Genomic DNA, 22,697 nt, shown 5'->3' with positions numbered 1-22,697 from the left:
GCGGCTCCGCGCGGCGCACTCTGGTGGCATGACCTGGCAGACACCCATCATCGTCCACCCGCCCGCTCCCGACGGCGGACGGCGGGTCACCGTGCGCGGGCAGGCCGTCGGCGTCGCGCGGGACGACCGCGACCTGGTGGAGTTCCTGCGCCGCGCGGGTCTCGGCGACGCGGACATGGCCCTCGACGACCCTCACCTCGTGGAGTGGCGCGGGGGCGGGGCACATGTGTGGGCAAAGGGTTCCTGACCCACCTGCGGGCGAGGGCACGCAGCGGCGGCGGCAGCGGGGCCGGATTCACCTTCCAGGAAGGCGAGTTGGGCGCGCTCCTGGGCGCGGTTGAGGAGACCTCCGCGGCGATAGGGCTGCTCACTGCGCGGCCTGCGGCCAGGGGCGGAGAGGTCCCGGAGCCCCGCGAGGACACCCGCAGGGCAGTCGCCCCGCCCCGGCGCCAACCGCGGCGGCAACGCACCGAACGACACCTGTGAGCAACTCCGGAGCGACCCGGCAGGCGACCACCGCAAGGCCCACCAGCCGAGGAGCCGCCACGGCGCCGAGCAGCATCCCGCGAGCAGAACCCCGCGCACGACTCCCCCCCTCCCGCACACCCTCGCAACAAACCGAGCACGGCCACTGCCCAAGCGACCTGACTCGACCCACCCGAGCCCGCCCTGCCCCGGCGCCCCTCCCCCTCCCACGCACGCCGGCGACGAACCGAGCACCGCCCTGGCGTAACCGGCGCCCGACCCAATCGAGCACCCGGCTCCCGGGCTCGCCCACCCCTCCCACGCAGGCGCGCGACGAGCGCGGTGCCGCCCTCGCGGAAGCCGCGCCCGCCCCGCCCAGACCCGACTCGCCCGTCCCGGCCCCCTCTACACGCCCCGCCCCCGCCCACCCCTCACCGCCCCCACGACACCCCGCCCCGTTCCCCTGTCCGGCCCACACCGTTGCCCCGTTCGCGCGGCTGCGATCGCGGGGGTGCTGCTGGCTGCTTAGCGTTTCCGGCATCGAGGTGCATATCAGGTGAAAGCGGAAGAAGGTCCGCGGCTGCTCCTCGGGTACCCGGAGGAATCATCATGCGTGCGATACGCGTCGCCTCGGCCGCTCTTCTCGCCGCCACGACCCTGACCCTCACCGCCACCACCGCTTCGACGGCCGTCGCGGACGAGACCGACACGAACAACAACATCACCTCGTTCGGCTTCCGCGTCACCCCGTCCACGATCGCCGCCGGCGGCCAGGTCATGCTCAGCGTGGACGGCTGTGAAGGCGACACCAAGGTCACCTCCGGTGTCTTCGACGACGCCCACATCCCCAAAGGGCAGAATTCCGTCGCCGCGATGGTCTTCCAGGACGCCAAACCCGGCGCGATGTACGAGGTGACCTTCGACTGCAAGGGCGAGACGGGGACCACGGACCTCACCATCGCCACAGGCCGCCCCACCCATCAGCCCACGCATCAGCCCACTCATCACCCCACCGCCCCGGTCCGCCACGGAGTCAAGGCCGGCGTCGGCGGCAGCCTCGGCGGGCTCGATCTGCACGAGATCGCCCTCGGCGGCGCCCTGATCGTGGGCACACTCGGCACCGCGTACTACTGGACGCGCCGCCGCACCGGGGACGGCAACTCCTGACCCGACGAAGCCCCACGAACCGTCGAACCGCCGCCCGACCGGCGCGGAAGGGGGGACGCGCCGGTCAGGGAGGCGGAACGGTTCACACCCGACGTGCGGGCACCCCGACGTGCGAGTGACGGGCGTGCCGGCAGCGGGGACGTACGGTCAGAGGCCGCGCCCGGCGTTCTCCGAGCGGCGGCGCATCCAGAACACCCCGCCGCCGACCAGCGCGACCGCGACCAGCGCCCCGCCGATCGCCATGTCGGTGCCGGTCGCACCGGCGTTGCTGCTGCCGCCGAGACCACCGCGGACACCACCGTGGATGACGGTGAACGCGTCGGGCTTGGTGAGGGTCTTGCCGCCGCAGTGCACGGTGATGCTGTGGGCCCCGGGGCTTGCGTGGTGGTAGACGATGGGGTTCGCGCTTGCCGTGCCGCCGCCCATGGTCTTCAGGTGCGTGTCGGGGAAAGCGTTCGACGTGACCTTGCTGCCCGGCGTGTGGCAGGCCGTGCCGTCGACCGTGACCGTCAGCTGTCCCCCGCGGGGGATCACGCTCGGCATGGCGACGATGTTGGACGGATCGGCCCAGGCCGATGCCGTCGGGGCGGCGAGGCCGACGACGGCACCCGCGGTGACGGCGACCGCGAGGGCACGAGTGGTGCGCATACGAGAAGTACGCATGTGATTCCTCCGCGGAAGACGCCCCGGGGTAACCGTCCCCGGTCGATCGGCGAGAGCGCCTCCCAGACAGACCCTCAGTTGCCGTGCACAGACCCGCATTTCGACGCTCGGCCGTCCTGGTGAGGCGACACGCCGAAGCGCGAACGCACAAGCCGATATTGCCGCAGGTCACGGACCGTCAGAAATTTCCTGCCGCCCACGACTCATATGGCGCATGCCCGGTATGGGCGCCACCCGTTCGCTCCCGCTCTGTCGCCCGTCACGCGCGCCGCGCTTAGCGTTCTTGTACGCGCAACGGACGCGGTTCGAATGCCGCGTTGAGAGGGGATCAGAGAATGCCTTTGTCCCAGCCGGCCGATGAAGAGGAACCGCAGCGAAAGCGCGCGCCCTGGGGCGTGATGGCGCTTGTTCTGCTGACCGGCCTCGCGCTGATCCGGAACGGCTCGGGGGAATTCGACGTGGGCCCGCCCCAGCCGGAGTCGGCCGCCGCGGCGGACCAGGCACCCGATGGGAAGGCTGTCACGCCGCTGACGTTCTCCCCCGCCGAGCGTGTGGGGATCAAGGGCATCCGGGTGGACGCGCCGGTCATGCCGGTCGGGCTCGACGAGGATGGGTGGGTGGACGCACCGCCGCCGGAGGACCCGAACCTCGCCGGCTGGTTCACCGGGGCCGTCTCGCCGGGCGAGAAGGGCACGTCCGTGATCGTCGGCCATGTGGACAATCAGCAGGGTCCCGCCATCTTCTACGGCCTTGGCTCACTGAAGAAGGGAAATCGCGTCGAGATCCTGCGCAGGGACCGCAAGACCGCGGTTTTCGAGATCTACGGGATCGAAGTGTTCGAGAAGAACAATTTCCCGGGAAGTCGCGTCTACAAGGACAAGGGAGCTCCGGAACTGCGTGTCATCACCTGCGGCGGTGGATTCTCCAAGCAGTCCGGGTACGACGGGAACGTCGTCGCTTTCGCCCGCCTGGTGGACGTGCGCTGACGGTGAATCCGTCGGCGGAGCACGGCACCGGGCGGGCGAAATCGCGGGGGAAATGCCGTCCTGAGACGTCCTACGTGGAGTAGCGGCTCGGGACGGTGATCCGGTATCCCGAGTCGATGAGTTCCGGGAGATACGTCCGCAGCGCCTCGACGCTCTGGGAGCGGTCGCCGCCCGCGTCGTGCGAGAGCACCACGACTCCGGGCGCCGCACCGGCCCGTACGCGCCGAATGATCGTGCCCGTGCCCGGCTCGGTCCAGTCCAGGGTGTCCACGGTCCAGGCGAGCGGCTCCATGCCCAGGTCGGCGCCCAGTTGGAAGGCGTTGCGGTTCCAGGCCCCGTAGGGGGCGCGGAACCAGGCGGGGGGTTCGCCCACGGCGTCCTCGACGACCTCGCAGGTGCGCTCGATCTCCTCGCGCATCGCGCTCCTGCTCATCTTCGGAAGCAGTGGATGCGTATAGGTGTGGTTGCCGATCAGATGCCCGTCGTCGGCCATCTCGCGCAGCAGGTCCTTGTTGTCGACGGCCATCTCGCCGCAGACGAAGAACATCGCGCGGACGTCGTACCGGCGCAGGGTGCTCAGGATGCCCGGCGTGTAGCGGGGGTCCGGTCCGTCGTCGAAGGTGAGCACCATGGTGCGTTCCTGCCCGTCCATGCGCAGGATCGGCGCTCTGCGCACACGGGGCCGGGTCCTGGCGGCACCTGGCGGGCCGTAGCCCGCCATGGGCTGGAGGCGGTACGCGGAGGGCTTGAGGGCGCGTGCGGCGGGCGGGCCACCGGCCGCCGCACCGCTGGGAGCCGTGGGGCCTGGCGCGGGAGACCGCTCCGTACCCGCGCAGCCGGCGGTCGCGGCCAGACCGAAGACAGCGGCGGCGCGCAGGAGTGCGCGCCGCCCTGGAGTCATCTGATCCTTTTTCATTACTAATCCGTCGCATGGCGGAAGGCCAGGGAGGATCATCAACACCACGGCGGGCCGCGAAAGCACCCGATGGGACCAGCAGCGGCGAGAGGGAGCGACCGAGGGGGATCAGCGGCGGCGTACGAGCGGGAAGGGCAGCGTCTCCCGGATCGTCAGGCCGGTGAGGAACATGACGAGCCGGTCGACGCCGATGCCGAGACCACCGGTGGGCGGCATCGCGTACTCCAGGGCGTCCAGGAAGTCCTCGTCGAGCTCCATGGCCTCCGGGTCTCCCCCGGCGGCGAGCAGCGACTGCGCGGTGAGGCGCCTGCGCTGCTCGACGGGGTCGGTCAACTCCGAGTAGGCGGTGCCCAGTTCGGTACCGAAGGCGACCAGGTCCCAGCGCTCGGCGAGGCGCGGGTCGGTGCGGTGCTGGCGGGTCAGCGGCGAGACGTCGGTCGGGAAGTCCTTGTAGAAGGTGGGCAGCGTCGTCCTCTCCTCGACAAGCCGCTCGTACATCTCCAGTACGACGTCACCGCGACCGTCCTCGGGCCTGTACGGGACGTCCGCGCGGTCGCAGAGCCGGTGCAGTCTCGGCAGCGGGGTGTCCGCGTCGACCTCGTCGCCGAGCGCTTCGGAGATCGCCCCGTAGACCGTCTTGACCGGCCAGGGGCCGGAGATGTCGTGCTCGGTGAGCCGCCCCTCCGCGTCGGCCTTGCGGGCGACGGGCGCGCCGAAGGCGGCGGTGGCCGCGCCCTGGATGAGCTCGCGGGTGAGGTCGAGCATCACGTCGTAGTCGGCGAACGCCTGGTAGGCCTCCAGCATCGTGAACTCGGGGTTGTGCTTGTAGCTCACCCCTTCGTTGCGGAAGGTGCGGCCCATCTCGAAGACCTTCTCCATGCCGCCGACGCAGAGCCGCTTCAGATACAGCTCGGGCGCGATGCGCAGATAGAGGTCGAGGTCGTAGGCGTTGATGTGGGTGGTGAAGGGGCGGGCGTTGGCGCCGCCGTGGATCTGCTGGAGCATCGGGGTCTCGACCTCCAGATAGCCGCGGTCCAACAGGCCCTGCCGCAGGGCCTGTACGGCGGTGGAGCGGGCCCGGACGACGTCACGGGCTCCCGGGCTGGCGACCAGGTCGAGGTAGCGGCGGCGGACCTTGGCCTCGGGGTCGGCGAGACCGCGGCGCTTGTCGGGCAGCGGGCGCAGACACTTGCCGGTGAGCTGCCAGCCGGTGACGAAGACGGTGAGCTCGCCCTTGTCGCTGGCGCCGACCGTGCCGGTGGCGGTGATGTGGTCGCCGATGTCGGTGCCGGACGTGAAGCGGTCCAGGGACCCGGCGCCCGACAGGTCGCGGGTCAGGGCGAGTTGGCGGTCACCGGACCAGTCGCGCAGGACGGCGAAGACGACCCCGCCGAAGTCGCGTACGAGCATGACGCGGCCCGCGACCGTGACCTCCTCCCCCGTCAGGGCGGGTGTCACGGCGGCGAGGGTGTGGGTGCGCGGCGGGAGGCCCACGGGGTAGGGGTCGACGCCGTCGGCGCGCAGCCGGTCGAGCTTGCGGTGGCGGACGCGGACCTGGTCGGGGAGCGTGGCCGTCGGGTCGGCGTCGGCGGCTTCCCCGTGGCCCGCGAGGCCGAGGGCGGAGATCGGCGGGAGGCCCTCCGTGCTCGTGGGCTTGGTGACGCCCTTGGGCCGCCTGCCCTTCCCCCAGAGCTTGCGCAGCGAGGGCACGGAGACGAAGCCCTCGGCGATGCCCGAGGCGAGGCTGATGCGGGCGAGGGCGCCTGCGTCGCCGTAACAGATGAAGCGGGGATACCACTCGGGGTGGTACTTGGCGTTGGAGCGGTAGAGCGCTTCGAGCTGCCACCACTTGGAGAAGAAGAGGAGCAACTTGCGCCACAGCCGCAGGACGGGCCCGGCTCCGATGCGGGCGCCCTCCTCGAAGACCGAGCGGAACACGGCGAAGTTCAGGGAGATGCGGCGCACCCCGAACTTGCCGGCGCCCGCGCAGAGTTCGGCGACCATGAACTCCATGACGCCGTTGGGCGCGGTCGCGCGGTCGCGGCGCATCAGGTCCAGGGAGATGCCGTCCTTGCCCCAGGGGACGAGGGAGAGCAGGGCGATGAGCCTGCCGTCTGCGTCCAGCGCCTCGACGAGCAGACAGTCGCCGTCCTCGGGGTCGCCGAGGCGGTCGAGCGCCATCGAGAAGCCGCGCTCGGTCTCGGTGTCCCGCCACGCGTCCGCCTTGTCGATGATCTCCTCCATCTCCTCGTCGGTGAGGGTGGAGTGACGGCGGATACGGGTGGTGGCGCCGGTGCGGCGGACGCGGTTCACCGCCTGGCGGGTGACCCGCATGTCACGGCCGTCCAGGTCGAAGCCCGCGACGTGCAGGATCGCCTCGTCGCCGAGCTGGAGCGCGCCTAGCCCGGAGCGGGCGTAGGCGGTGGCGCCCTCCTCGGACGCGCCCATGACGGCGGGCGCCCAGGCGTACTGCCGTGCCACGTCCAGCCAGGCGCCGATCGCGCGCGGCCAGGCCTCGCGGTCACCCACGGGGTCGCCGCTCGCCAGGCAGACGCCCGCCTCGACGCGGTAGGTGACGGCGGCCTTGCCGCTGGGCGAGAAGACGACGGCCTTGTCGCGCCGGGTGGCGAAGTAGCCGAGCGAGTCCTGGGCGCCGTATGTGCCCAGGAGCGCGCGGATGCGGGGTTCCTCGTCGCCGTGCAGGGCGGCTTCCATGCGCTGGGAGCGGAAGAGGGTCGCGGCGGCGTTCAGGAGGGCGAGGGCGCCGAAGAGGCCGAGCCAGAAGTGCAGGGTGCGCGGTGGCCTGCCGTCGAAGTAGTCGTGGCCGGTGAAGAGCCCGCCGCAGACGCGGTTCGCCGCCCATGGCAGGGCCTCGCCGCGCGGCAGCGTACCCGGGAAGAGCGCCACGAGCCCCCAGCCGACCAGGATCGCCACGGCGAGGCCCGCGACGAGCACGAGCACGGCCCGCAGGACCGCGCCGTGGCGGGAGTCCGCGGAGAACTCTCCGCGGGCCAGGACCAGGAGGACGAAGGCGGCACCGCAGACGATCAGCGAGGGGATCGAGTCCGCCCAGAAGCCGAGGGCGATGCCGAGTACGTCGAAGGCGAGGAGAAGCCCCAGATAGATGATGACGAGCCACCACGCGACCTTCTTGCGGGCCGCCGTGGCCGCGGCGAGAAGGAAGAGGAAGACGGCGTACGCCAGGTTCGGGCTGACCGGGACCGTGAGGAGGTCCAGTACGCGGACCACCGGGCGCAGGAGGTGGCGCAGCGGGGCGATGACCGCGAGGATCGCGCAGAAGAGGCCCAGCGCGCCGAAGAAGGCGGCGAATCCTTCCGGCACCCGTCCGAGGAAACGGTCTCTCGCGCCCTGCGGTGGCGCGGTGCGGAGGCTCTCCACGCTGGTGCTCATGGATCGACCCTAGGAAGGGTGGGCCGGAGCCGCCCGTCGAGAGGGTGCCGCCTGTCGAGAGGGTGCGCGCCGCCCCGGTCGTGGGCGCCCTCAACAGGAACGGCGCTCTCCGTTAACCTCTCGGCTGTGACTGAAGACCACTCCCACCAGTTCGAACGCGGCACCGACGGCCCGAAGGTGATCGTCGTCGGTGTCGACGGTTCGGACTCCTCGCTCAGGGCCGCGGCATATGCCGGAGGCCTTGCGCGGCGGCAGCGCGCCCTGCTCGCCGTCGTCTACGTGCAGCCGGTGATGGCCGCGGGCGCCGCCCTCGGCGCCCCGGTGGCCGAGGCGACCGATGAGATCGCCGAGGGGCTGATCACCGAGATCAGAGACGCGGCCGAGCGGGTGAAGGACATATTCGATGTCCGCTGGGAGTTCCACACCTTCCGTGGCGACCCCTACAGCGGTCTGGTCACCGCGGCGGACGACCTCAAGGCGGATGCCGTGGTCGTCGGCGCCTCCGAGCAGGCGGGCCACCGGATCGTCGGCTCGGTCGCCGTGCGCCTCGTCAAGGCGGGCCGCTGGCCCGTCACCGTCGTTCCGTGACCCACGGCCACCAGACTGCTGAACCCTCATACCTATGAGGGGTGTGGCGTCTTCCGTCATGCTCACGCCTGCGCCATCATGATCCGCCATCAGCCGACTGCCGTCCGCGAAAAGGTGGAGCTCATGGCGGGACTCCGGATGGGGCACGGCGTACTGCGCCGCAAGCCCATCGAACACATCGAAGAGACCGAGGCGGAAGCGGGTGGCGGGCTCACTCGCACGCTCGGCCTCTGGCAGCTGACCGCGATCGGCGTCGGCGGCATCATCGGCGCCGGTATCTTCACCCTCGCCGGGACGGTGGCCAACGGCACGGCCGGGCCCGCCGTCCTCATCTCCTTCCTCATCGCCGGTGTCGCGAGCGCGGCGGCGGCCTTCTCGTACGCAGAGTTCGCGGGCCTCATCCCGAAGGCGGGATCGGCGTACACCTACGGCTATGTGGTGCTCGGCGAGCTCACCGGGTGGTTCATCGGCTGGGACCTGCTCCTGGAGTACACGGCGATCGTGGCGGTGGTCGCGATCGGCATCTCGGGCTACTTCAACTTCCTGCTCAACGACATGGGCGCCCAGTTGCCGAACTGGATGCTGGGCGCCCCCGGCACCGGCGACGGCCACAAGGTCGACCTGTTCGCCGCGGTGCTGTGCCTGCTCATCGCCTATCTGCTGACGCTCGGCATCAAGAACGCGGCGCGCTTCGAGATGATCGTCGTCGTGCTGAAGGTCATCGTCGTGCTCGTGGTGATCGCGGTCGGGTTCTTCCACATCAACACCGGGAACTACGAGCCGTTCTTCCCCTTCGGCGTCAGCGGGGCGTTCACAGGAGCGGCCACCGTGTTCTTCGCTGTCTTCGGCTACGACGCGATGAGCACCGCCGCCGAGGAGTCCAAGGACGCGCAGCGCCACATGCCGAAGGCGATCCTCTACTCGCTCGCGATCTCGATGGTCCTGTACGTCCTGGCCTGCCTCGTCCTCACGGGCATGCAGAGCTACAAGGACATCGACCCGGAGAGCGGCTTCTCCACCGCCTTCAAGTCGGTGGGCCTGGGCGGTCTCGCCGATGTCATCGCGGTCGGCGCGATCATCGGCATCCTCACCGTGATGTTCACCTTCATGCTCGGCGTCACGCGCGTCTGGTTCAGCATGTCGCGTGACGGGCTGCTGCCGAAGTGGTTCGCCAAGACGCACAAGACGCGGCACGTGCCGACCCGGGTGACGTGGATCGTCGGGTTCGCGTCGGCCGCCATCGCCGGGTTCCTGCCGATCGGCGAGGCGGCCGAACTGACCAACATCGGGATCCTGTTGGCCTTCGTCGTGGTGTGCGTCGCGGTGATCGTGCTGCGCTACAAGCAGCCCGATCTGCCGCGTACGTTCCGCTGCCCCGGGATGCCGGTGGTGCCCGCCATCGGGGTCGTCTTCTCGATCTGGCTGATCACGTTCCTGCAGTGGCAGACGTGGGCGCGGTTCGCTGTGTGGTTCGCGCTCGGCCTTGTCATCTACTTCGCTTACTCGTACCGGAAGTCGGAGTTGGCCAAGACCGACCGCGTTCCCTAGCCGGGCGGCACAGGCGGGGCTCTCGATGGACTTCTGGAACTACCGGCCCATGACCAGGCCGTCCTTCCCCGCGCCCCGGCTCAGGACGACCCGGCGGATCCGGTCGCGGATGTCGGCGACGTCCGCGCCGCGGTCCAGCGCCGCGTTCAGATTGACCACGCGTCCCGCGTCCGTGTCGAACCACTGGGGGATGTACTCGGCCTTCTTGACCTTCCAGCGTCCGCCGGGCGCCGCGGGCGGGGCGAACGTGAAGCGGCCGAGCGTGCCCTGATTGCCCCGCGGGTCGTTCGCGCCCTCGTGGTTGACCATGTCGCCGGCGATCTGGTCGCCCATGCCGTAGACGACCCAGGTCTTGTTGACCTTCTCGTACGCCTGCGGGACGTGCGCGTGGGTGCCCAGGATCAGGTCGATGTCGGGGCGGCCCTTCGTGCGGGACGCCGTGAGCTGCTTGCCGAGTCTCAGCTGGCGGCGGTCAGGGGCGTCCTGCCACTCCGTGCCCCAGTGGACCGAGACGACGACCACGTCCGCGCCCGCCTTCCGCGCGGCGCGCGCGTCCTCGATGATCCGCTCGCGCTTCATGAGGTTGACCGTCCAGGGCTTGCCCTTGGGCATCGGATAGCCGTTCGTGCCGTACGTGTACGCGAGCTGCGCCACCTTCGCGCCGCCCGCCCGCAGCCAGGCGGGGGACTTGGCCTCGTCGGCCGTGCGGCCCGAACCCGCGTGCTTGACGCCTGCCTTGTCGAGCGCGGCGAGCGTACGCCGCACCCCCGCCGCGCCGTCGTCGAGCGTGTGGTTGGAGGCGGTGGAGCAGGCGTCGTAGCCGGTGGCCTTCAGGGCGCGGGCGATCTGGGGCGGGGACTTGAAGCTGGGGTAGCCGGTGTAGTCGCCGTTCTCCCCGTAGACCGTCTCCATGTGACAGATCGCCAGATCGGCCTTGGACACGACGGGTTTGACCCCCTTGAACATCGGCTTGAAGTCGTAGCCGTCACCGCCCGCGTCGGCGTTGGCCGTGCGGATGATGGAGGAGTGCGGGAGGACGTCCCCGGAGGCGACGAGCGTGAAGGCGCGCTGCGCGTCCTGGCCGCCACCGGCCGCCGAAGGCGCCGGGCGCGAAACCTCCCGGTCACCGTCCCGCGCCCCTTCCTGATGTCTCTCGTTCCGGTGCTTCGGATTCCGCTCCTGTGCGGCTTCTGTATTCGCCGTGCAGGCGGCGGTCGCGGCGAGAGTGGCTCCGATCGTTACGGCGGTCAGAACGGCTGTTCCCTGCGGCGTGCGCTGCGTCATCGACCAGGCTCCGTGAATGGGGGATATTCGGCGAAACGAATCCACATTCGGACACACTGTCGAGTCAAGCAGCAATGCCGTCATAGTCCCCGAAAAGGACTTAAATCATCCGGCCATGTGACACGAAGAACAGACCGGCTCCGACCTGCGACGAAACCGGGGGCTGAGTCAAACCTCCGTAAAGCGCCTTGCTCAGAGCCCCCTCCGGGTAATCGGCTGTCCTCATCCGTGTTCCGGATTGGGGGCCAGAGGCCGGCGACGCGCACGGATCGGAGGAAGGCGAGACGGGATGCTGCACGAGAGCCGAGGAAACGCGGAGGGCCCGAGTGGTGGCGAACTGGCCGTACCGATGGCGTGGTTGTACGCCGAGTACATCGCGGACGAATTACTGCGTACCGGCGATTTGATGCCGCCGACATCTTTCGAATACCGCGCGGGGCGTGACGCTCTGGCCCTGACTATTTTCCTTTCCGACACAAAAGGCGAGTTGTCGGGCATTCGCGTGGTCTCCCAGCTGGAGACCTGGCTGTCCCTGACGGCCTACGACCAGCCGTGGCAGGACTGGGTCGGCGAGCGGATGGCCGCGCTCGCGGCGGACGCCGTCGCCTCCGGAGAGCCCACGCCCGATCTGGACCTCGCCGACCTGGCCTGGCGGTGGCTGGAGGAGACGGAGCTGCTCGCGCCCGATCTGGACGCGGTGCCGGGCGGCGGGTCGCCGTGCGGCGAGGACGACGGGCCCAAGGTGTGGACGGCGGCCTGGCGCCTGGGGCTGCCGCTCGGCCACCTGGCGATCCATCTGTTCTGAGACCACGGCGGAGACCTTCCGACACCGCGACGAGGCGCCCTGGCGCCCCGCGCGTGTGTTCGCGTCCCGCGTCTTGAGTGATTCGGCGGTCCGCTGCGTACGGGAGGGCAGGAAGCACCCCCTGCCCGACTCGTCACGCAAGGAACGCCATGAGGTCCCTGGAGCGGCATCGCGACGCCGGCGCCTACGCGCTCGGTGTCCTCGACGCGGCGGACACCTTCCGCTTCGACGACCACCTCATGGACTGCCCCGAGTGCCGGGCCCTGGTGGCGGAACTCGGCCCGACAGCCCAGCAGTTGGCCGCCTACGACCGCCTCACGCCGCCCCCCGTCGAACCGCTCGCCGCACCAGGACCCGGCCTCGCCGACCGGCTGCTCGCCGAGGCCGGGCGGCTGCACAGGGCCGGGCGCAGGCGGTGGCTGTGCGCGGTCGCGGCGAGCGTCGTACTGGCGCTCGCGGTGCCCGCGACGGCGGTCCTGCGGGCCGAGGGGCCAGGACCGGAACAGATCTCCGCACGCGACGGCCGCACCGGCGTCTCGGCGACCCTGACCGCGCGGGGCCGCGACTGGGGCACGGACATCGGGCTCCGTATCCGCGACCCGGAAGGCGCCCGCGTCTGCGAGCTCGTCGCCGTCGGCACCGACGGCTCCGAGCAGACGGTGACGACGTGGAAGGTGCCCGCGGGCGAGCCCTCGGCCACGCTGTCGACGCAAGGCGGCGCGGCGATGCCCCGCGACGACATCGCCCGCTACGAGGTGCGCACGACGGACGGCCTGCGTCTGCTGACCTTGCGGCGCCCCTGAACCCCCTGGCCCCCTGCCCCCCTGAACTCCCCCTGTCGCCCGGCTACTTCAGCAGCCGCGACATCCTCCGGTCAGCCAGCGTCTTCCCGCCCGTCTGGCAGGTGGGGCAGTACTGCAGCGAGGAGTCACTGAAGGAGACCTCGCGGATGGTGTCGCCGCACACGGGGCACGGCTCGCCGGTGCGGCCGTGGACGCGCAGGCCGCTCTTCTTCTCCGCCTTGAGGCGGCCCGCAGCGACTCCGTGCGAGCGCTCCACCGCCTCGGTCAGCGTGGTCCGCAGCGCCGCATAGAGCCCATGGACTTCCTCATCCGTGAGGCTCGACGTGAGCTTGAACGGGGACATGCGGGCCGCGTGCAGGATCTCGTCGCTGTACGCGTTCCCGACGCCCGCGATCAGGCTCTGGTCCCGCAACGCGCCCTTGATCTGCCGTCGTTCGCCCGCCAGGAGCCCGGCGAAGCGGTCCTCGTCGAAGCCCGGGGCCAGCGGGTCGGGGCCCAGGCGGGCGATGCCAGGGATCTGGGCCGGGGCGTCGGTCACGTACACCGCGAGGCGTTTTTGCGTGCCCGCCTCCGTCAGATCGAAGCCCTCCCCCGTCTCCAGGGCGACGCGCAGCGCGAGGGGGCCCTTGCCGGGGCGGGGCGTGCCGTCGGGGAGGCGGTCCTTCCAGTGCAGCCAGCCCGCGCGGGCGAGGTGGGTGACCAGATGCAGGCAGTCCGCGTCGAGGTCGAGGAACTTGCCGTGGCGCGTCACCGCCGTGACGGTGCGCCCTTCGAGGGCGGAGAGCGGCGGGTCGTACGTCTTGAGGACGCTGATCGCCACGGGCAGCACCCGGACGATCTCGTGGCCCACGAGGTGGTCGTCGAGGAAGGCGCGCAGCGCCTCGACCTCGGGGAGTTCCGGCATCCGCTCGCTCCTAACCCTGGCTTTCCCGACCCTGGCTTTCCCGATTCTGACTTTCTCGATCCTGGCCTTCCCGACCCTGGCCTTCCCGCGCGGGCACGATGAACTCGCACCACACGCACTTGCCGCTGCCTCGCGACTCGACTCCCCACACGTCCGCCAGCATGTCCACCAGCAGCAACCCCCGCCCCGACACTCCCGATTCCCCCGCCTCCCGGCGGCGCGGCAGTGCGCTGGAGGAGTCCTCGACCTCGACGCGAAGGCGCCGGTCGCCGCCGCTGATCACCCGCAGGGTCACGACCGCCGCGCCGTCGGTGTGCATCAGCGCGTTGGTGATCACCTCGTCCGCCACCAGTTCGATCTCGTCGGCGCGCTCCCGGGCGCCCCAGGCGCGCACCGCGGCCCGGATCATGTGCCGGGCCTCGGCAAGGGCCTCCGGGTCCCCGGGGCCCACATGCTGCTGGAGGCGGCCGCCGGACCGGGGAGCGTCGATCAGGCGGCGGCGCAGGAGGAGCAGTGCCGCGTCGTCCTCGCCGCCCCGCTCGTCCACGATCTCGCAGAGCCGGTCCGCGAGCTGCTGGAGGTCGCGCGGCCCCGAGCAGGCGAGATCGCCCAGGGCGCGCAGACCGTCGTCGAGGTCGGCGCCCGGCTCCTCGATGAGGCCGTCGGTGAAGAGCAACAGGGTCTGGCCCGCGTCGAGTTCGAAGGTGGTGACCGGGTATTCGAGACGGCCGAACTCGGCCGAGAGCCCCAGCGGGAGACCGCCGTCGACCGGCACCCTGCGACAGCTCCCGTCGGTCTGCTGGAGGAGCGGGTCGATGTGGCCGGCCCGCACCAGCTGGACCACGCCCGAGTTCAGGTCGGCCTCCGCGTAGAGACAGGTGGCGAAGCGTTCGGTGTCCAGCTCGTGCAGGAACCCCGATGCGCGGGCCATGACGGTGGCCGGCGTGTGCCCCTCGGCGGCGTAGGCGCGCAGCACGATGCGCAGCTGGCCCATGACGGCCGCCGCATGGGTGTCATGGCCCTGTACGTCGCCGATGACCGCCCCGACGCGGCCGCCGGGCAGCGGGATCACGTCGTACCAGTCGCCGCCGATGTCGCGGCCGAGCGCCGCCGAGCGGTAGCGGACGGCGATGTCGGCGCCGGGCACGCCGGGGATGGTGCGCGGCAGCATCGCCTGCTGGAGGCCCTGGGCGAGGTCTTTCTCCTGCTCGTAGAACATGGCGCGCTGGAGGCTCTGCGCGATGCCGCTGCCGAGGGCGACCAGGACGTTGCGCTCCTCCTCGGTGAAGCCGGTCTTGTCCTGGTAGAGCAGGCCGAGCACGCCGATCGGCTTGGCCTGCGCGATCAGCGGCAGATACGCGGCCGCTGTGATGCCCAGCTTGTCTATGTGCGGCCACAGGTCCGGGTACGAGGCCGCGAACTCCGCGGCCGTCTCGATGAAGCGCGGCGAGAGCGTGCGCACCGCGTCGCTCATCGGATACCGCTCGTCGACCCGGGTGAACTTGGTGCCCGGCACGAAGCTGCCCTCAGGTCCCTCCGCGACCAGCCGGATCCGCCCCGCCTCGACCAGGGCCATGACCAGGTTCGACGCACCCAGGTGCGCGAGGCCGTGGGTGTCCTTGAGTACGTCGATGACATCCCGGACGGTACGGGCGTGCGCGAGGGCCGCCGTAGTGCCCTGCACGATGCTCGTACGGCGGCGGCGGTCCTCCTCCTCGTCGGCGCGCTGGTGCCTGGCCGTGCTGTCGCCCAGTTCCTGGGTGGCGTCACGGATGATGCCCACGATGCGGCGCGGCCGGCCCGTCCCGTCACGCTGGATGAACCCTTGGGTATGGGTCCAGCGGAGTCCGCCCTCGCGCAGCCGGATGCGAAAGTAGATGCCGTAGGTCCGGCTGCCGTCCTTGAGGGCGTGCGAGACGTAGGCGTCGAGGCGGTGCGCCTCCACCGGTGGGACCCGGACGGCGAGGCTCGTCGGGTGGCCGTCGTACTCGCCGGCCCGCAGGTCGAAGACCTCGTGGCCGGCGGCGTCGAGATGCATCAGGCCGCTGTCGAGGTCCCAGTCGAAGCAGCCTGTGTGGTTGAGAGCCAGGATCGACCGTGGATCCGCTGGCCAGTCGTCCGGCAGTGACGTGGGCGTCATGACACTTCATGATTCTTCGCTGTCGGGCCCGAGCGCGCACGCTCAGCCGCCGGGCGTGGGCGTCGGGCAGCCCGGCGGGATCTCGGACGGGGTGCCGGTGGGCGGCTCCGTGCCCGTGATGGGCGGGAGCGTGGGGCAGTCCGTGGAGGTGGCGTCCCGGTCACTGGGCGAGTCGCTGTCGCTGGGGGTGTCACTGTCGCTGGGCGTATCGCTGTCGCTCGGGGTGTCGCTGTCACTCGGCGTATCGCTGTCGCTGGGCGAGTCGCTGTCACTGGGGGTGTCGCTGTCACTCGGGGTGCCACTGTCGCTGGGCGAGTCGCTGTCGTCCGGGTCGGTCGGGGTCGGCGTGGTGGGGGTCGGCGTCGGGGTCGGGTGCGGGGGCGGCACGGTGTGGTCGTCGCCGCCGTCCTCGTCACCGGTCTTCCGCTCGATCCAGGTGTTGTCGACGATGTTCACGATGGTGATGTTCACGATGATCTTCGGGGCCGGAGTCACCACCACGACCTGCGCCGGGCGGTAGCCGGACCACGGCTTGCCCTGGTGGCTCGGGGTGCCCTTGAGCGCGACCGGCGGCTTCAGCGGGTTCCCGCAGGCGCACCGCACGCGGGGCAGCCCCCGGTTGTCGACGAGGACGGCGGTGCCCGTCTGCAGCACGGACTGGAAGCTGGTGGCACCGCCGTCGCGGTAGCCGTGGTTGGTGACGCGGGTGTCGGCCCGCAGCACGACCGGCGTCAGGCCTCGCAAGAAGCCCGGGATGTCGGCCTGGGAGATGCCCGACGCCTGGGCGAAGGCGCGGCCCTTGCCCTGGTCGGCGGTGAGGAAGCGGACCTGGGCGCCGACGTCGCAGCTGCCGAGCGAGTGCGTGCCGCCGTACAGCCCCGGCGTACCGCCCGACAGGGAGCGCACGCCCTGGGCCGTGGGTGAGGAGGTTCCCGTCGGCGACGGCTGCGGCGAACGGGTGACGGGCGAGGGCGTCGCCGTGGACGTCGCGGTGGAGTCGGTGAACGGATCGGGGCCCTGGGCGGCGGCCGGCTGCATGAACAGTTCGGGGCCGCTGGCGGCGGAGTTCTCGCCGCCTCCGCCGGAGCATCCCGCGACGGCGAGGGCCGCGGATATCGCGAAGACCGTCGCGAAGGTCCTGGTGGGCCTGGTGGGCACACGCACCGTGTTCTCCCGCCTGCTGTCGGGAACTTTGCCCCATTCTCTGAGGCAGTCGGAGCCGCCGCGCAAGCCGGGAGGGGGCCGGGCAGCCGCGCAGGCCGGGAGGGGAGCCGGGCCGGTTTGACGCAAGATGGCCTTGTGGAGTGGTTCACAGCGGAGCAGTACTGGCTCGGCCGCCTCGTCTTCCAGCGGGCGCTCGCCGTGCTCTACCTCGTCGCGTTCCTCGGCGCGGCGCTGCAGTTCCGTGCGCTGATCGGGGAGCGCGGCATGCTGCCGGTGCCGCGCTACGTCGAGCGCGTGCCCTTCCGCCGGGCGCCGAGTCTCTTCCAGCTGCACTACTCGGACCGCTTCTTCGCCCTCGTGGCGTGGTCGGGCTGCGCCTGCGCGGTGGCGCTGCTCGCGGGCGCCGACGGTCTCCTCCCCCTGTGGGGCGGCATGCTCCTGTGGGTGGTGCCGTGGGTCCTGTACCTCTCGATCGTGAACGTGGGGCAGACCTGGTACGGCTTCGGCTGGGAGTCGCTGCTCCTGGAGGTGGGCTTCCTCGCCGTCTTCCTCGGCAACGACGAGACGGCGCCCCCGGTGCTCGTCCTCTTCCTGCTGCGCTGGGTGCTGTTCCGTGTCGAGTTCGGGGCCGGGCTGATCAAGATGCGCGGCGACGCGTGCTGGCGCAAGCTCACCTGCCTGTACTTCCACCACGAGACGCAGCCGATGCCGGGCCCGCTGAGCTGGTTCTTCCACCATCTGCCCAAGCCGGTCCACCGGATGGAGGTCGCGGCGAACCACTTCACCCAACTCGTCGTGCCCGTCCTGCTGTTCACGCCGCAGCCGATCGCGACGGCCGCGGCCTGCCTGATGATCGCCACCCAGCTGTGGCTCGTCCTTTCGGGGAACTTCGCCTGGCTGAACTGGCTGACGATCGTGCTCGCCGTGTCCGTCGTGGACCTGGGCGGCGCGGGAGCGCCGTCGACGTCACCCTCTCCCCCGCTCTGGTACGAGGTGGGCGTCATCGCGGTGACGGCCCTGATCCTAGGGCTGAGTTACCGGCCCGCGCGCAATCTGTTCTCGCGTCGGCAGATCATGAACTACTCCTTCGACCCGCTCCATCTCGTCAACGCGTACGGCGCGTTCGGCAGCGTCAGCCGCGTCCGCCAGGAAGTGGTCATCGAGGGCACGGCGGACACGGCACCCCGCCAGGAATCGGAGTGGCGGGAGTACGAGTTCAAGGGCAAGCCGGGCGATGTGCGCCGCTGGCCGCGGCAGTTCGCGCCCTACCATCTGCGGCTCGACTGGATGATGTGGTTCGCCGCGCTCTCCCCCGCCTACGCGCGGTCGTGGTTCGGCCCGCTGGTGGAGCGGCTCCTGGACGGCGACCGGGACACGCTGCGGCTGCTGCGCCACGTCCCGTTCCCGCCGGACGCGCCTCCCACGTACATCCGCGCCCGTCTCTACCGCTACCGCTACACGACCTGGCGCGAGCTGCGGGAGACGGGCGCCTGCTGGGAGCGGACGTACGTGCGGGAGTTTCTGCCGCCGACGCGGGTGTCGTCGCCCCGGTGAGTCAGAGGCGGTAGACGCGGGTCGCGGTCCCTGCGAAGAGGGCGGAGCGTTCGCTGCCGCTGAACGAGTGGGTCAACTGCCGTGCTGCGTGCATGACTTCGGCGTATGTGGCGGCCAGGGTGCAGACAGGCCAGTCAGAGCCGAACATCAGCCGTTCGGGCCCGAAGGCGTCCAGGACCGTGTCCGCGTACGGGCGCAGGTCATCCACCGTCCAGGACTTCGGGTCGGCCTCGGTCACCAGGCCGGAGAGTTTGCAGACGGTGTTGGGGAGCGCGGCGAGCGAGCGGACCGAAGCGGCCCAGGGTTCGAGGGCGCCGGAGGCGATGGGCGGCTTGCCCAAGTGGTCAAGGACGAAGGTGAGTCCGGGGTGTTCCCGGGCCGCCTCGACGCAGGCCGGGAGCTGGTGAGGCAGGACCACGAGGTCGTACGCGAGGCCTGCCGCGCCGACCGCGGCCAGACCCCGGCGCACGTCGGGCCGCAGCAGCCACTGCGGGTCGGGCTCGCCCTGCACCTGGTGCCTGATGCCCACCAGGTGCTGCCCGCCCGGGAGTTGTACCAGCTCCGCGAGCGTGTCGGTGATGTCGGGCCGGGTCAGGTCGGTCCACCCCACGACTCCCGCCACCAGCTCACTGTCCGCCGCCGCGGCGAGCAGCTCGGGGGTCTCCTCCGCGACGGTGACCGTCTGGACGAGCACGGTCGCGGCGACACCGGCCGCGTGGGCCTCGGGCAGGAGGTCGGTCAGGGAGAAGCTCCGGCGGATCGGGGCGAGCGCCTCGCCGGTGATCCATTCCTGGTCGCGGACGGAGAGGTCCCACACGTGGTGGTGGGAGTCGACGACGTGTGGTGTCACGGCAGCTCCCATACGACGGGCAGCCCCGCGTCCGCGCCGTCGGCCGAGTAGTCGTGGACGACGTCGAGCAGCTCGGCCATGCGCGCCTGCCAGGCGATGTTGACCGGCAGCTTGTCCAGCTCGGCGAGCATACGGGCGTAGTCCTCGCACTCCAGGACGTGGAAGAGATCGGTGCCGCTGCGCCAGATCGTCCAGGAAGTAGCGCCCGCCGCGCGGATGGCGACGACCAGCTCGGCGGGCACCTCGCGGTGCGCGGCGTCGTACTCGGCGAGACGGTCGGCGCGGACCTTGGTGTGCAGGGCGATTCTCACGCGGGGTCCTCTCCGGGGACGGGTACGTCTGCGGGCAGCAGGCCTTGGGCGCGGGCTTCCTTCCAGAACTCGTCGGGGACGGTGTCCGCGAACTGCGCCGCCGCGTCGTGGACTTCGTACGGCGAACGGGCCCCGACCAGGACGGTGGTCACCGCCGGGTGGGCCAGGGGGAAGGCAAGGGCTGCGGCGCGCAGTGTGGTGCCGTGCCGCTCGGCCGTCGCATTCAGATGAAGGGCGCGGTCCAGGAGGGCGCGGGGTGCTGTCGCGTAGTCGTAGGTCGCGCCGGGCCGGGGGTCGGCGAGCAGGCCCGAGTTGAACACGCCGCCGGCCACCACCGCCGTGCCGTGCTCGTGCGCGGCCGGGAGCAGTTCGGCCAGGGCGCTCCGGTCCAGGAGCGTGTAGCGGCCGGCGCACAGCACTGCGTCGACGTCGGTGTCGCGGACGAAGCGGGTGAGCATCGCCGTCTGGTTCATGCCCGCGCCGATCGCCCCGACGACACCTTCGGCGCGCAGCCGCTCCAGGGCCGGGTATCCCTCGCGGAAGGCCTGTTCGGCGTGGTCGTCCGGGTCGTGGAGGTAGACGATGTCGACGTGGTCGAGGCCGAGGCGGGTGAGGCTGGCCTCCAGGGAGCGGCGGATGCCGTCCGCGCTGAAGTCCCAGACCCGGCGGTGCGTGGCGGGCACGGCGAAGCCGTGGGCCAGGTCGTCGCCCCCGGGCCTCTCCAACGGTTCGAGGAGGCGGCCCGCCTTGGTCGAGAGGGCGTACGTCTCCCGTGGGCGGGCCCGCAGTGCCTCGCCCAGCCGCCGCTCGGACAGGCCGATGCCGTAGTGCGGCGCCGTGTCGAAGTAGCGGATGCCCGCGTCCCAGGCGGCGTCGATCGCCGCGGCGGCCTCCTCGTCGGTGACCGGGGTGTAGAGGTTGCCGAGGCCGGCGGCGCCGAAGGACAGCTCGGTCACCTCGACGCCACCGGGTCCGATGCGGCGCCGCGCTATGCCGCTCACCGGCCCGCCGGGCGGAGTCGCAGGCCCTGCATGCCGCCGTCGACGGCGAGCGCGGTGCCGGTGGTGGCGCCGGAGAGGGGGCTCGCCAAGTAGGCGATGGCGCCCGCGACTTCGTCCGCCGACACGAGGCGGCCGGTCGGCTGCCGGGCTTCGAGTGCGGCACGCTCGGCCGCCGGGTCGGGCGCGGCGTCCAGGAGGCGGCCGACCCACGGGGTGTCGACGGTGCCGGGGTTGACGCAGTTGACGCGCACCCCTTCGCGTACGTGGTCCGCGGCCATGGCGAGTGTCAGGGAGAGCACCGCGCCCTTGGACGCCGAGTAGAGGGCGCGCTGCGGCAGACCGGCCGTGGCGGCTATGGAGCAGGTGTTGACGATCGCCGCGTGGGTGGAGACTCGCAGGTGCGGAAGGGCGGCGCGGGTGGTGCGCACTATCCCGAGGACGTTCACGTCGAGCACCTTGTGCCACTGGTCGTCGTCGTTGTCCTCGACGGTGCCCTGCGCGCCGATCCCCGCGTTGTTGATCAGTACGTCGAGTCCACCGAGGCCGGCCACCGCGGCGGCGACGGCTTCGCGCACCGAGGCGTCGTCGGAGACGTCGGCGCGGTGGCCGGTGAGCGGCTTCTCCACGCTGCTCGGATCCAGGTCGAGCACGGCGACGTGGGCGCCGCGCGCGGCGAGCAGCTCGGCGGTGGCCCGCCCGATGCCGGAGGCTCCGCCGGTGACCAGGGCCTTCAAGCCCTCGAAGTCCTGGAAGTCCGTGACGTCCTGGGCATCCTGGGCGTCAGTCATGCGGCTGCTCCTTTGCCCTGAGCGAGGTCGGCGGCCCAGAAGGCGCCGTCCGGATAGGTGAATTCGGCGAGGGACTCGGCCCGCATGGTGGCCGAGAAGCCCGGCGCGGCGGGTGCCAGGTAGTGGCCCTCGCGCAGCACGACCGGGTCGATGAAGTGGTCGTGGAGATGGTCGACGTACTCGATGACGCGGTTCTCGGTGGTGCCGGACAGCGCCACGTAGTCGAACATCGATAGGTGCTGGACGAGTTCGCACAGACCCACGCCGCCGGCGTGCGGGCAGACCGGGACGCCGAACTTGGCGGCGAGCAGCAGGATCGCGAGGTTCTCGTTGACACCGCCGACGCGAGCGGCGTCGATCTGGAGCACGTCGATGGCGCCCGCCTGGAGGAGCTGCTTGAAGACGATGCGGTTCTGCACGTGCTCGCCGGTGGCGACCTTGACCGGGGCGACCGCCTCACGGATCGCCGCGTGGCCGAGGACGTCGTCGGGGCTCGTGGGCTCCTCGACCCAGTACGGGTCGAACTCCGCCAGGGCGCGCGTCCATTCGACGGCCTCGCCGACGTTCCAGCGCTGGTTGGCGTCGATCGCCATGCGGATGCCGGGCCCGATCGCCTCGCGGGCGGTGCGGCAGCGGCGTACGTCGTCCGCGAGGTCCGCGCCGACCTTCAGCTTGATCTGGGTGAAGCCGTCCGCCACGGCCTGCCGGGCGAGGCGGGTCAGCTTCTCGTCGCTGTAGCCGAGCCAGCCCGGCGACGTCGTGTAGCCGGGGTAGCCGCGCTCCAGCAGCAGGGCTTCCCGCTCCGCGGCCCCGTGGCGGCCCAACTGGAGCATTTCCAGGGCCTCTTGCGGGGAGATGGCGTCGGCGATGTAGCGGAAGTCGATCTGGGTGACGAGCCATTGGGGCTCGGCGTCCGCGAGGAACCGCCACAGCGGCTTACGGGCACGCTTGGCCGCCAGGTCCCACAGCGCGTTGACGACGGCGCCGATGGCCATGTGCATCACGCCCTTCTCGGGGCCGAGCCAGCGCAGCTGACTGTCCCCGATCAGGTCGCGGTTCAACGTCCCCGGATCGGCGCAGAGTTCATCGACGGACCGGCCGAGCACGTGGTGGCGCAGCGCCTCGATCGCGGCCACCTGGACGTCGTTTCCGCGCCCGATGGTGAAGGTGAAGCCGTGCCCCTCAAGGCCGTCGTCGGCATCGGTGCGAAGGACCACGTAGGCGGCGGAGTAGTCGGGGTCCGGGTTCATCGCGTCGGACCCGTCCAGCTCCCGTGAGGTCGGGAACCGTACGTCATAGGTGTCAACCGCGGTGATGCGGGCGGGAGTCGGGGACACAGGATGCCTTTC

At 71.1% G+C, this 22,697-nt stretch carries 20 protein-coding genes; 8 read left to right on the top strand and 12 right to left on the bottom strand.

The genetic code is table 11. From position 1 onward, the window contains the following. Positions 1-28 precede the first annotated feature (28 nt). Positions 29-247, top strand: a complete 219-nt coding sequence (locus ACWGI2_RS06425) for a hypothetical protein (RefSeq protein WP_160509088.1) — start codon at positions 29-31, stop codon at positions 245-247. Between the two features lie 827 nt (positions 248-1,074). After that, the gene (locus ACWGI2_RS06420; RefSeq protein ID WP_453694323.1) at positions 1,075-1,632 is read left to right on the top strand and encodes a hypothetical protein; all 558 of its coding nucleotides are present in this window, start codon (positions 1,075-1,077) and stop codon (positions 1,630-1,632) included. A 147-nt stretch (positions 1,633-1,779) separates the two neighbouring features. Here the strand turns inward: ACWGI2_RS06420 and ACWGI2_RS06415 are convergent, their stop codons facing one another. Then, positions 1,780-2,280 (bottom strand): hypothetical protein, encoded by a 501-nt coding sequence (locus tag ACWGI2_RS06415; protein WP_453694322.1) that lies wholly within the window; start codon positions 2,278-2,280, stop codon positions 1,780-1,782. A 350-nt stretch (positions 2,281-2,630) separates the two neighbouring features. On the opposite strand from ACWGI2_RS06415, the gene ACWGI2_RS06410 reads away from it, so the two are divergent. Beyond that, positions 2,631-3,281: a class F sortase gene (locus ACWGI2_RS06410; protein WP_453395958.1), complete on the top strand. Its 651-nt coding sequence runs from the start codon at positions 2,631-2,633 to the stop codon at positions 3,279-3,281. A 70-nt stretch (positions 3,282-3,351) separates the two neighbouring features. On the opposite strand, the gene ACWGI2_RS06405 is transcribed toward ACWGI2_RS06410, so the two are convergent. Both ACWGI2_RS06405 and lysX read right to left on the bottom strand, forming a co-directional pair. Then, positions 3,352-4,197, bottom strand: coding sequence for a polysaccharide deacetylase family protein (locus ACWGI2_RS06405; RefSeq protein ID WP_453395957.1), 846 nt, complete (start codon positions 4,195-4,197; stop codon positions 3,352-3,354). A 108-nt stretch (positions 4,198-4,305) separates the two neighbouring features. After that, a complete protein-coding gene (gene lysX / locus ACWGI2_RS06400) occupies positions 4,306-7,608 on the bottom strand; it encodes a bifunctional lysylphosphatidylglycerol synthetase/lysine--tRNA ligase LysX (protein WP_453694321.1) in 3,303 nt (1,100 codons plus the stop codon). Between the two features lie 126 nt (positions 7,609-7,734). Between lysX and ACWGI2_RS06395 the strand changes: the two genes are divergently transcribed. After that, on the top strand, positions 7,735-8,196 hold the full coding sequence (locus ACWGI2_RS06395; RefSeq protein ID WP_453395955.1) for a universal stress protein: 462 nt from the start codon (positions 7,735-7,737) through the stop codon (positions 8,194-8,196). A gap of 123 nt (positions 8,197-8,319) precedes the next feature. Further along, on the top strand, positions 8,320-9,744 hold the full coding sequence (locus tag ACWGI2_RS06390) for an amino acid permease (protein ID WP_453395954.1): 1,425 nt from the start codon (positions 8,320-8,322) through the stop codon (positions 9,742-9,744). Positions 9,745-9,783: 39 nt separating this feature from the next. Here ACWGI2_RS06390 and ACWGI2_RS06385 read toward each other — a convergent pair whose 3' ends face one another. Then, a complete protein-coding gene (locus ACWGI2_RS06385) occupies positions 9,784-11,028 on the bottom strand; it encodes a CapA family protein (protein WP_453694320.1) in 1,245 nt (414 codons plus the stop codon). A 289-nt stretch (positions 11,029-11,317) separates the two neighbouring features. Between ACWGI2_RS06385 and ACWGI2_RS06380 the strand changes: the two genes are divergently transcribed. After that, positions 11,318-11,833, top strand: a complete 516-nt coding sequence (locus ACWGI2_RS06380) for a hypothetical protein (RefSeq protein ID WP_160509079.1) — start codon at positions 11,318-11,320, stop codon at positions 11,831-11,833. Positions 11,834-11,982: 149 nt separating this feature from the next. Further along, a complete protein-coding gene (locus ACWGI2_RS06375) occupies positions 11,983-12,636 on the top strand; it encodes a zf-HC2 domain-containing protein (protein ID WP_453694319.1) in 654 nt (217 codons plus the stop codon). A gap of 43 nt (positions 12,637-12,679) precedes the next feature. On the opposite strand, the gene ACWGI2_RS06370 is transcribed toward ACWGI2_RS06375, so the two are convergent. Genes ACWGI2_RS06370 through ACWGI2_RS06360 form a run of 3 tightly spaced genes read right to left on the bottom strand, consistent with a single transcriptional unit; the run spans position 12,680 to position 16,844 of the window. Then, positions 12,680-13,540, bottom strand: coding sequence for an Fpg/Nei family DNA glycosylase (locus tag ACWGI2_RS06370; RefSeq protein WP_453694318.1), 861 nt, complete (start codon positions 13,538-13,540; stop codon positions 12,680-12,682). Positions 13,541-13,550: 10 nt separating this feature from the next. After that, complete coding sequence (locus ACWGI2_RS06365; RefSeq protein ID WP_453694317.1) at positions 13,551-15,680, bottom strand: SpoIIE family protein phosphatase; 2,130 nt, start codon at positions 15,678-15,680, stop codon at positions 13,551-13,553. Positions 15,681-15,722: 42 nt separating this feature from the next. Continuing rightward, entirely contained in the window at positions 15,723-16,844 is a 1,122-nt protein-coding gene (locus tag ACWGI2_RS06360) for a DUF6777 domain-containing protein (RefSeq protein WP_453395948.1), read from the bottom strand. Positions 16,845-16,979: 135 nt separating this feature from the next. Here ACWGI2_RS06360 and ACWGI2_RS06355 point away from each other — a divergent pair, with 135 nt between their 5' ends. After that, complete coding sequence (locus tag ACWGI2_RS06355) at positions 16,980-18,398, top strand: lipase maturation factor family protein (protein ID WP_453694316.1); 1,419 nt, start codon at positions 16,980-16,982, stop codon at positions 18,396-18,398. A 1-nt stretch (position 18,399) separates the two neighbouring features. Here ACWGI2_RS06355 and ACWGI2_RS06350 read toward each other — a convergent pair whose 3' ends face one another. From ACWGI2_RS06350 to ACWGI2_RS06330, 5 genes are read right to left on the bottom strand one after another with little or no spacing between them, the layout of a single operon-like run. Next, positions 18,400-19,260 (bottom strand): amidohydrolase family protein, encoded by an 861-nt coding sequence (locus ACWGI2_RS06350; protein ID WP_453694315.1) that lies wholly within the window; start codon positions 19,258-19,260, stop codon positions 18,400-18,402. Further along, positions 19,245-19,559, bottom strand: a complete 315-nt coding sequence (locus ACWGI2_RS06345) for an L-rhamnose mutarotase (protein ID WP_453694314.1) — start codon at positions 19,557-19,559, stop codon at positions 19,245-19,247. Before ACWGI2_RS06345 ends, ACWGI2_RS06350 begins: the two co-directional genes overlap by 16 nt. Continuing rightward, the gene (locus tag ACWGI2_RS06340; RefSeq protein ID WP_453694313.1) at positions 19,556-20,560 is read right to left on the bottom strand and encodes an aldo/keto reductase; all 1,005 of its coding nucleotides are present in this window, start codon (positions 20,558-20,560) and stop codon (positions 19,556-19,558) included. The genes ACWGI2_RS06345 and ACWGI2_RS06340 overlap by 4 nt, the downstream gene beginning before the upstream one ends. Continuing rightward, the gene (locus ACWGI2_RS06335; protein WP_453694312.1) at positions 20,557-21,348 is read right to left on the bottom strand and encodes an SDR family NAD(P)-dependent oxidoreductase; all 792 of its coding nucleotides are present in this window, start codon (positions 21,346-21,348) and stop codon (positions 20,557-20,559) included. Before ACWGI2_RS06335 ends, ACWGI2_RS06340 begins: the two co-directional genes overlap by 4 nt. After that, positions 21,345-22,685, bottom strand: a complete 1,341-nt coding sequence (locus tag ACWGI2_RS06330; protein WP_453694311.1) for an L-fuconate dehydratase — start codon at positions 22,683-22,685, stop codon at positions 21,345-21,347. Before ACWGI2_RS06330 ends, ACWGI2_RS06335 begins: the two co-directional genes overlap by 4 nt. Positions 22,686-22,697: the final 12 nt, after the last annotated feature.

This window comes from Streptomyces sp. NPDC054866 (genome assembly GCF_053610745.1).
This window is presented reverse-complemented; position numbering and strand designations above follow the sequence as displayed.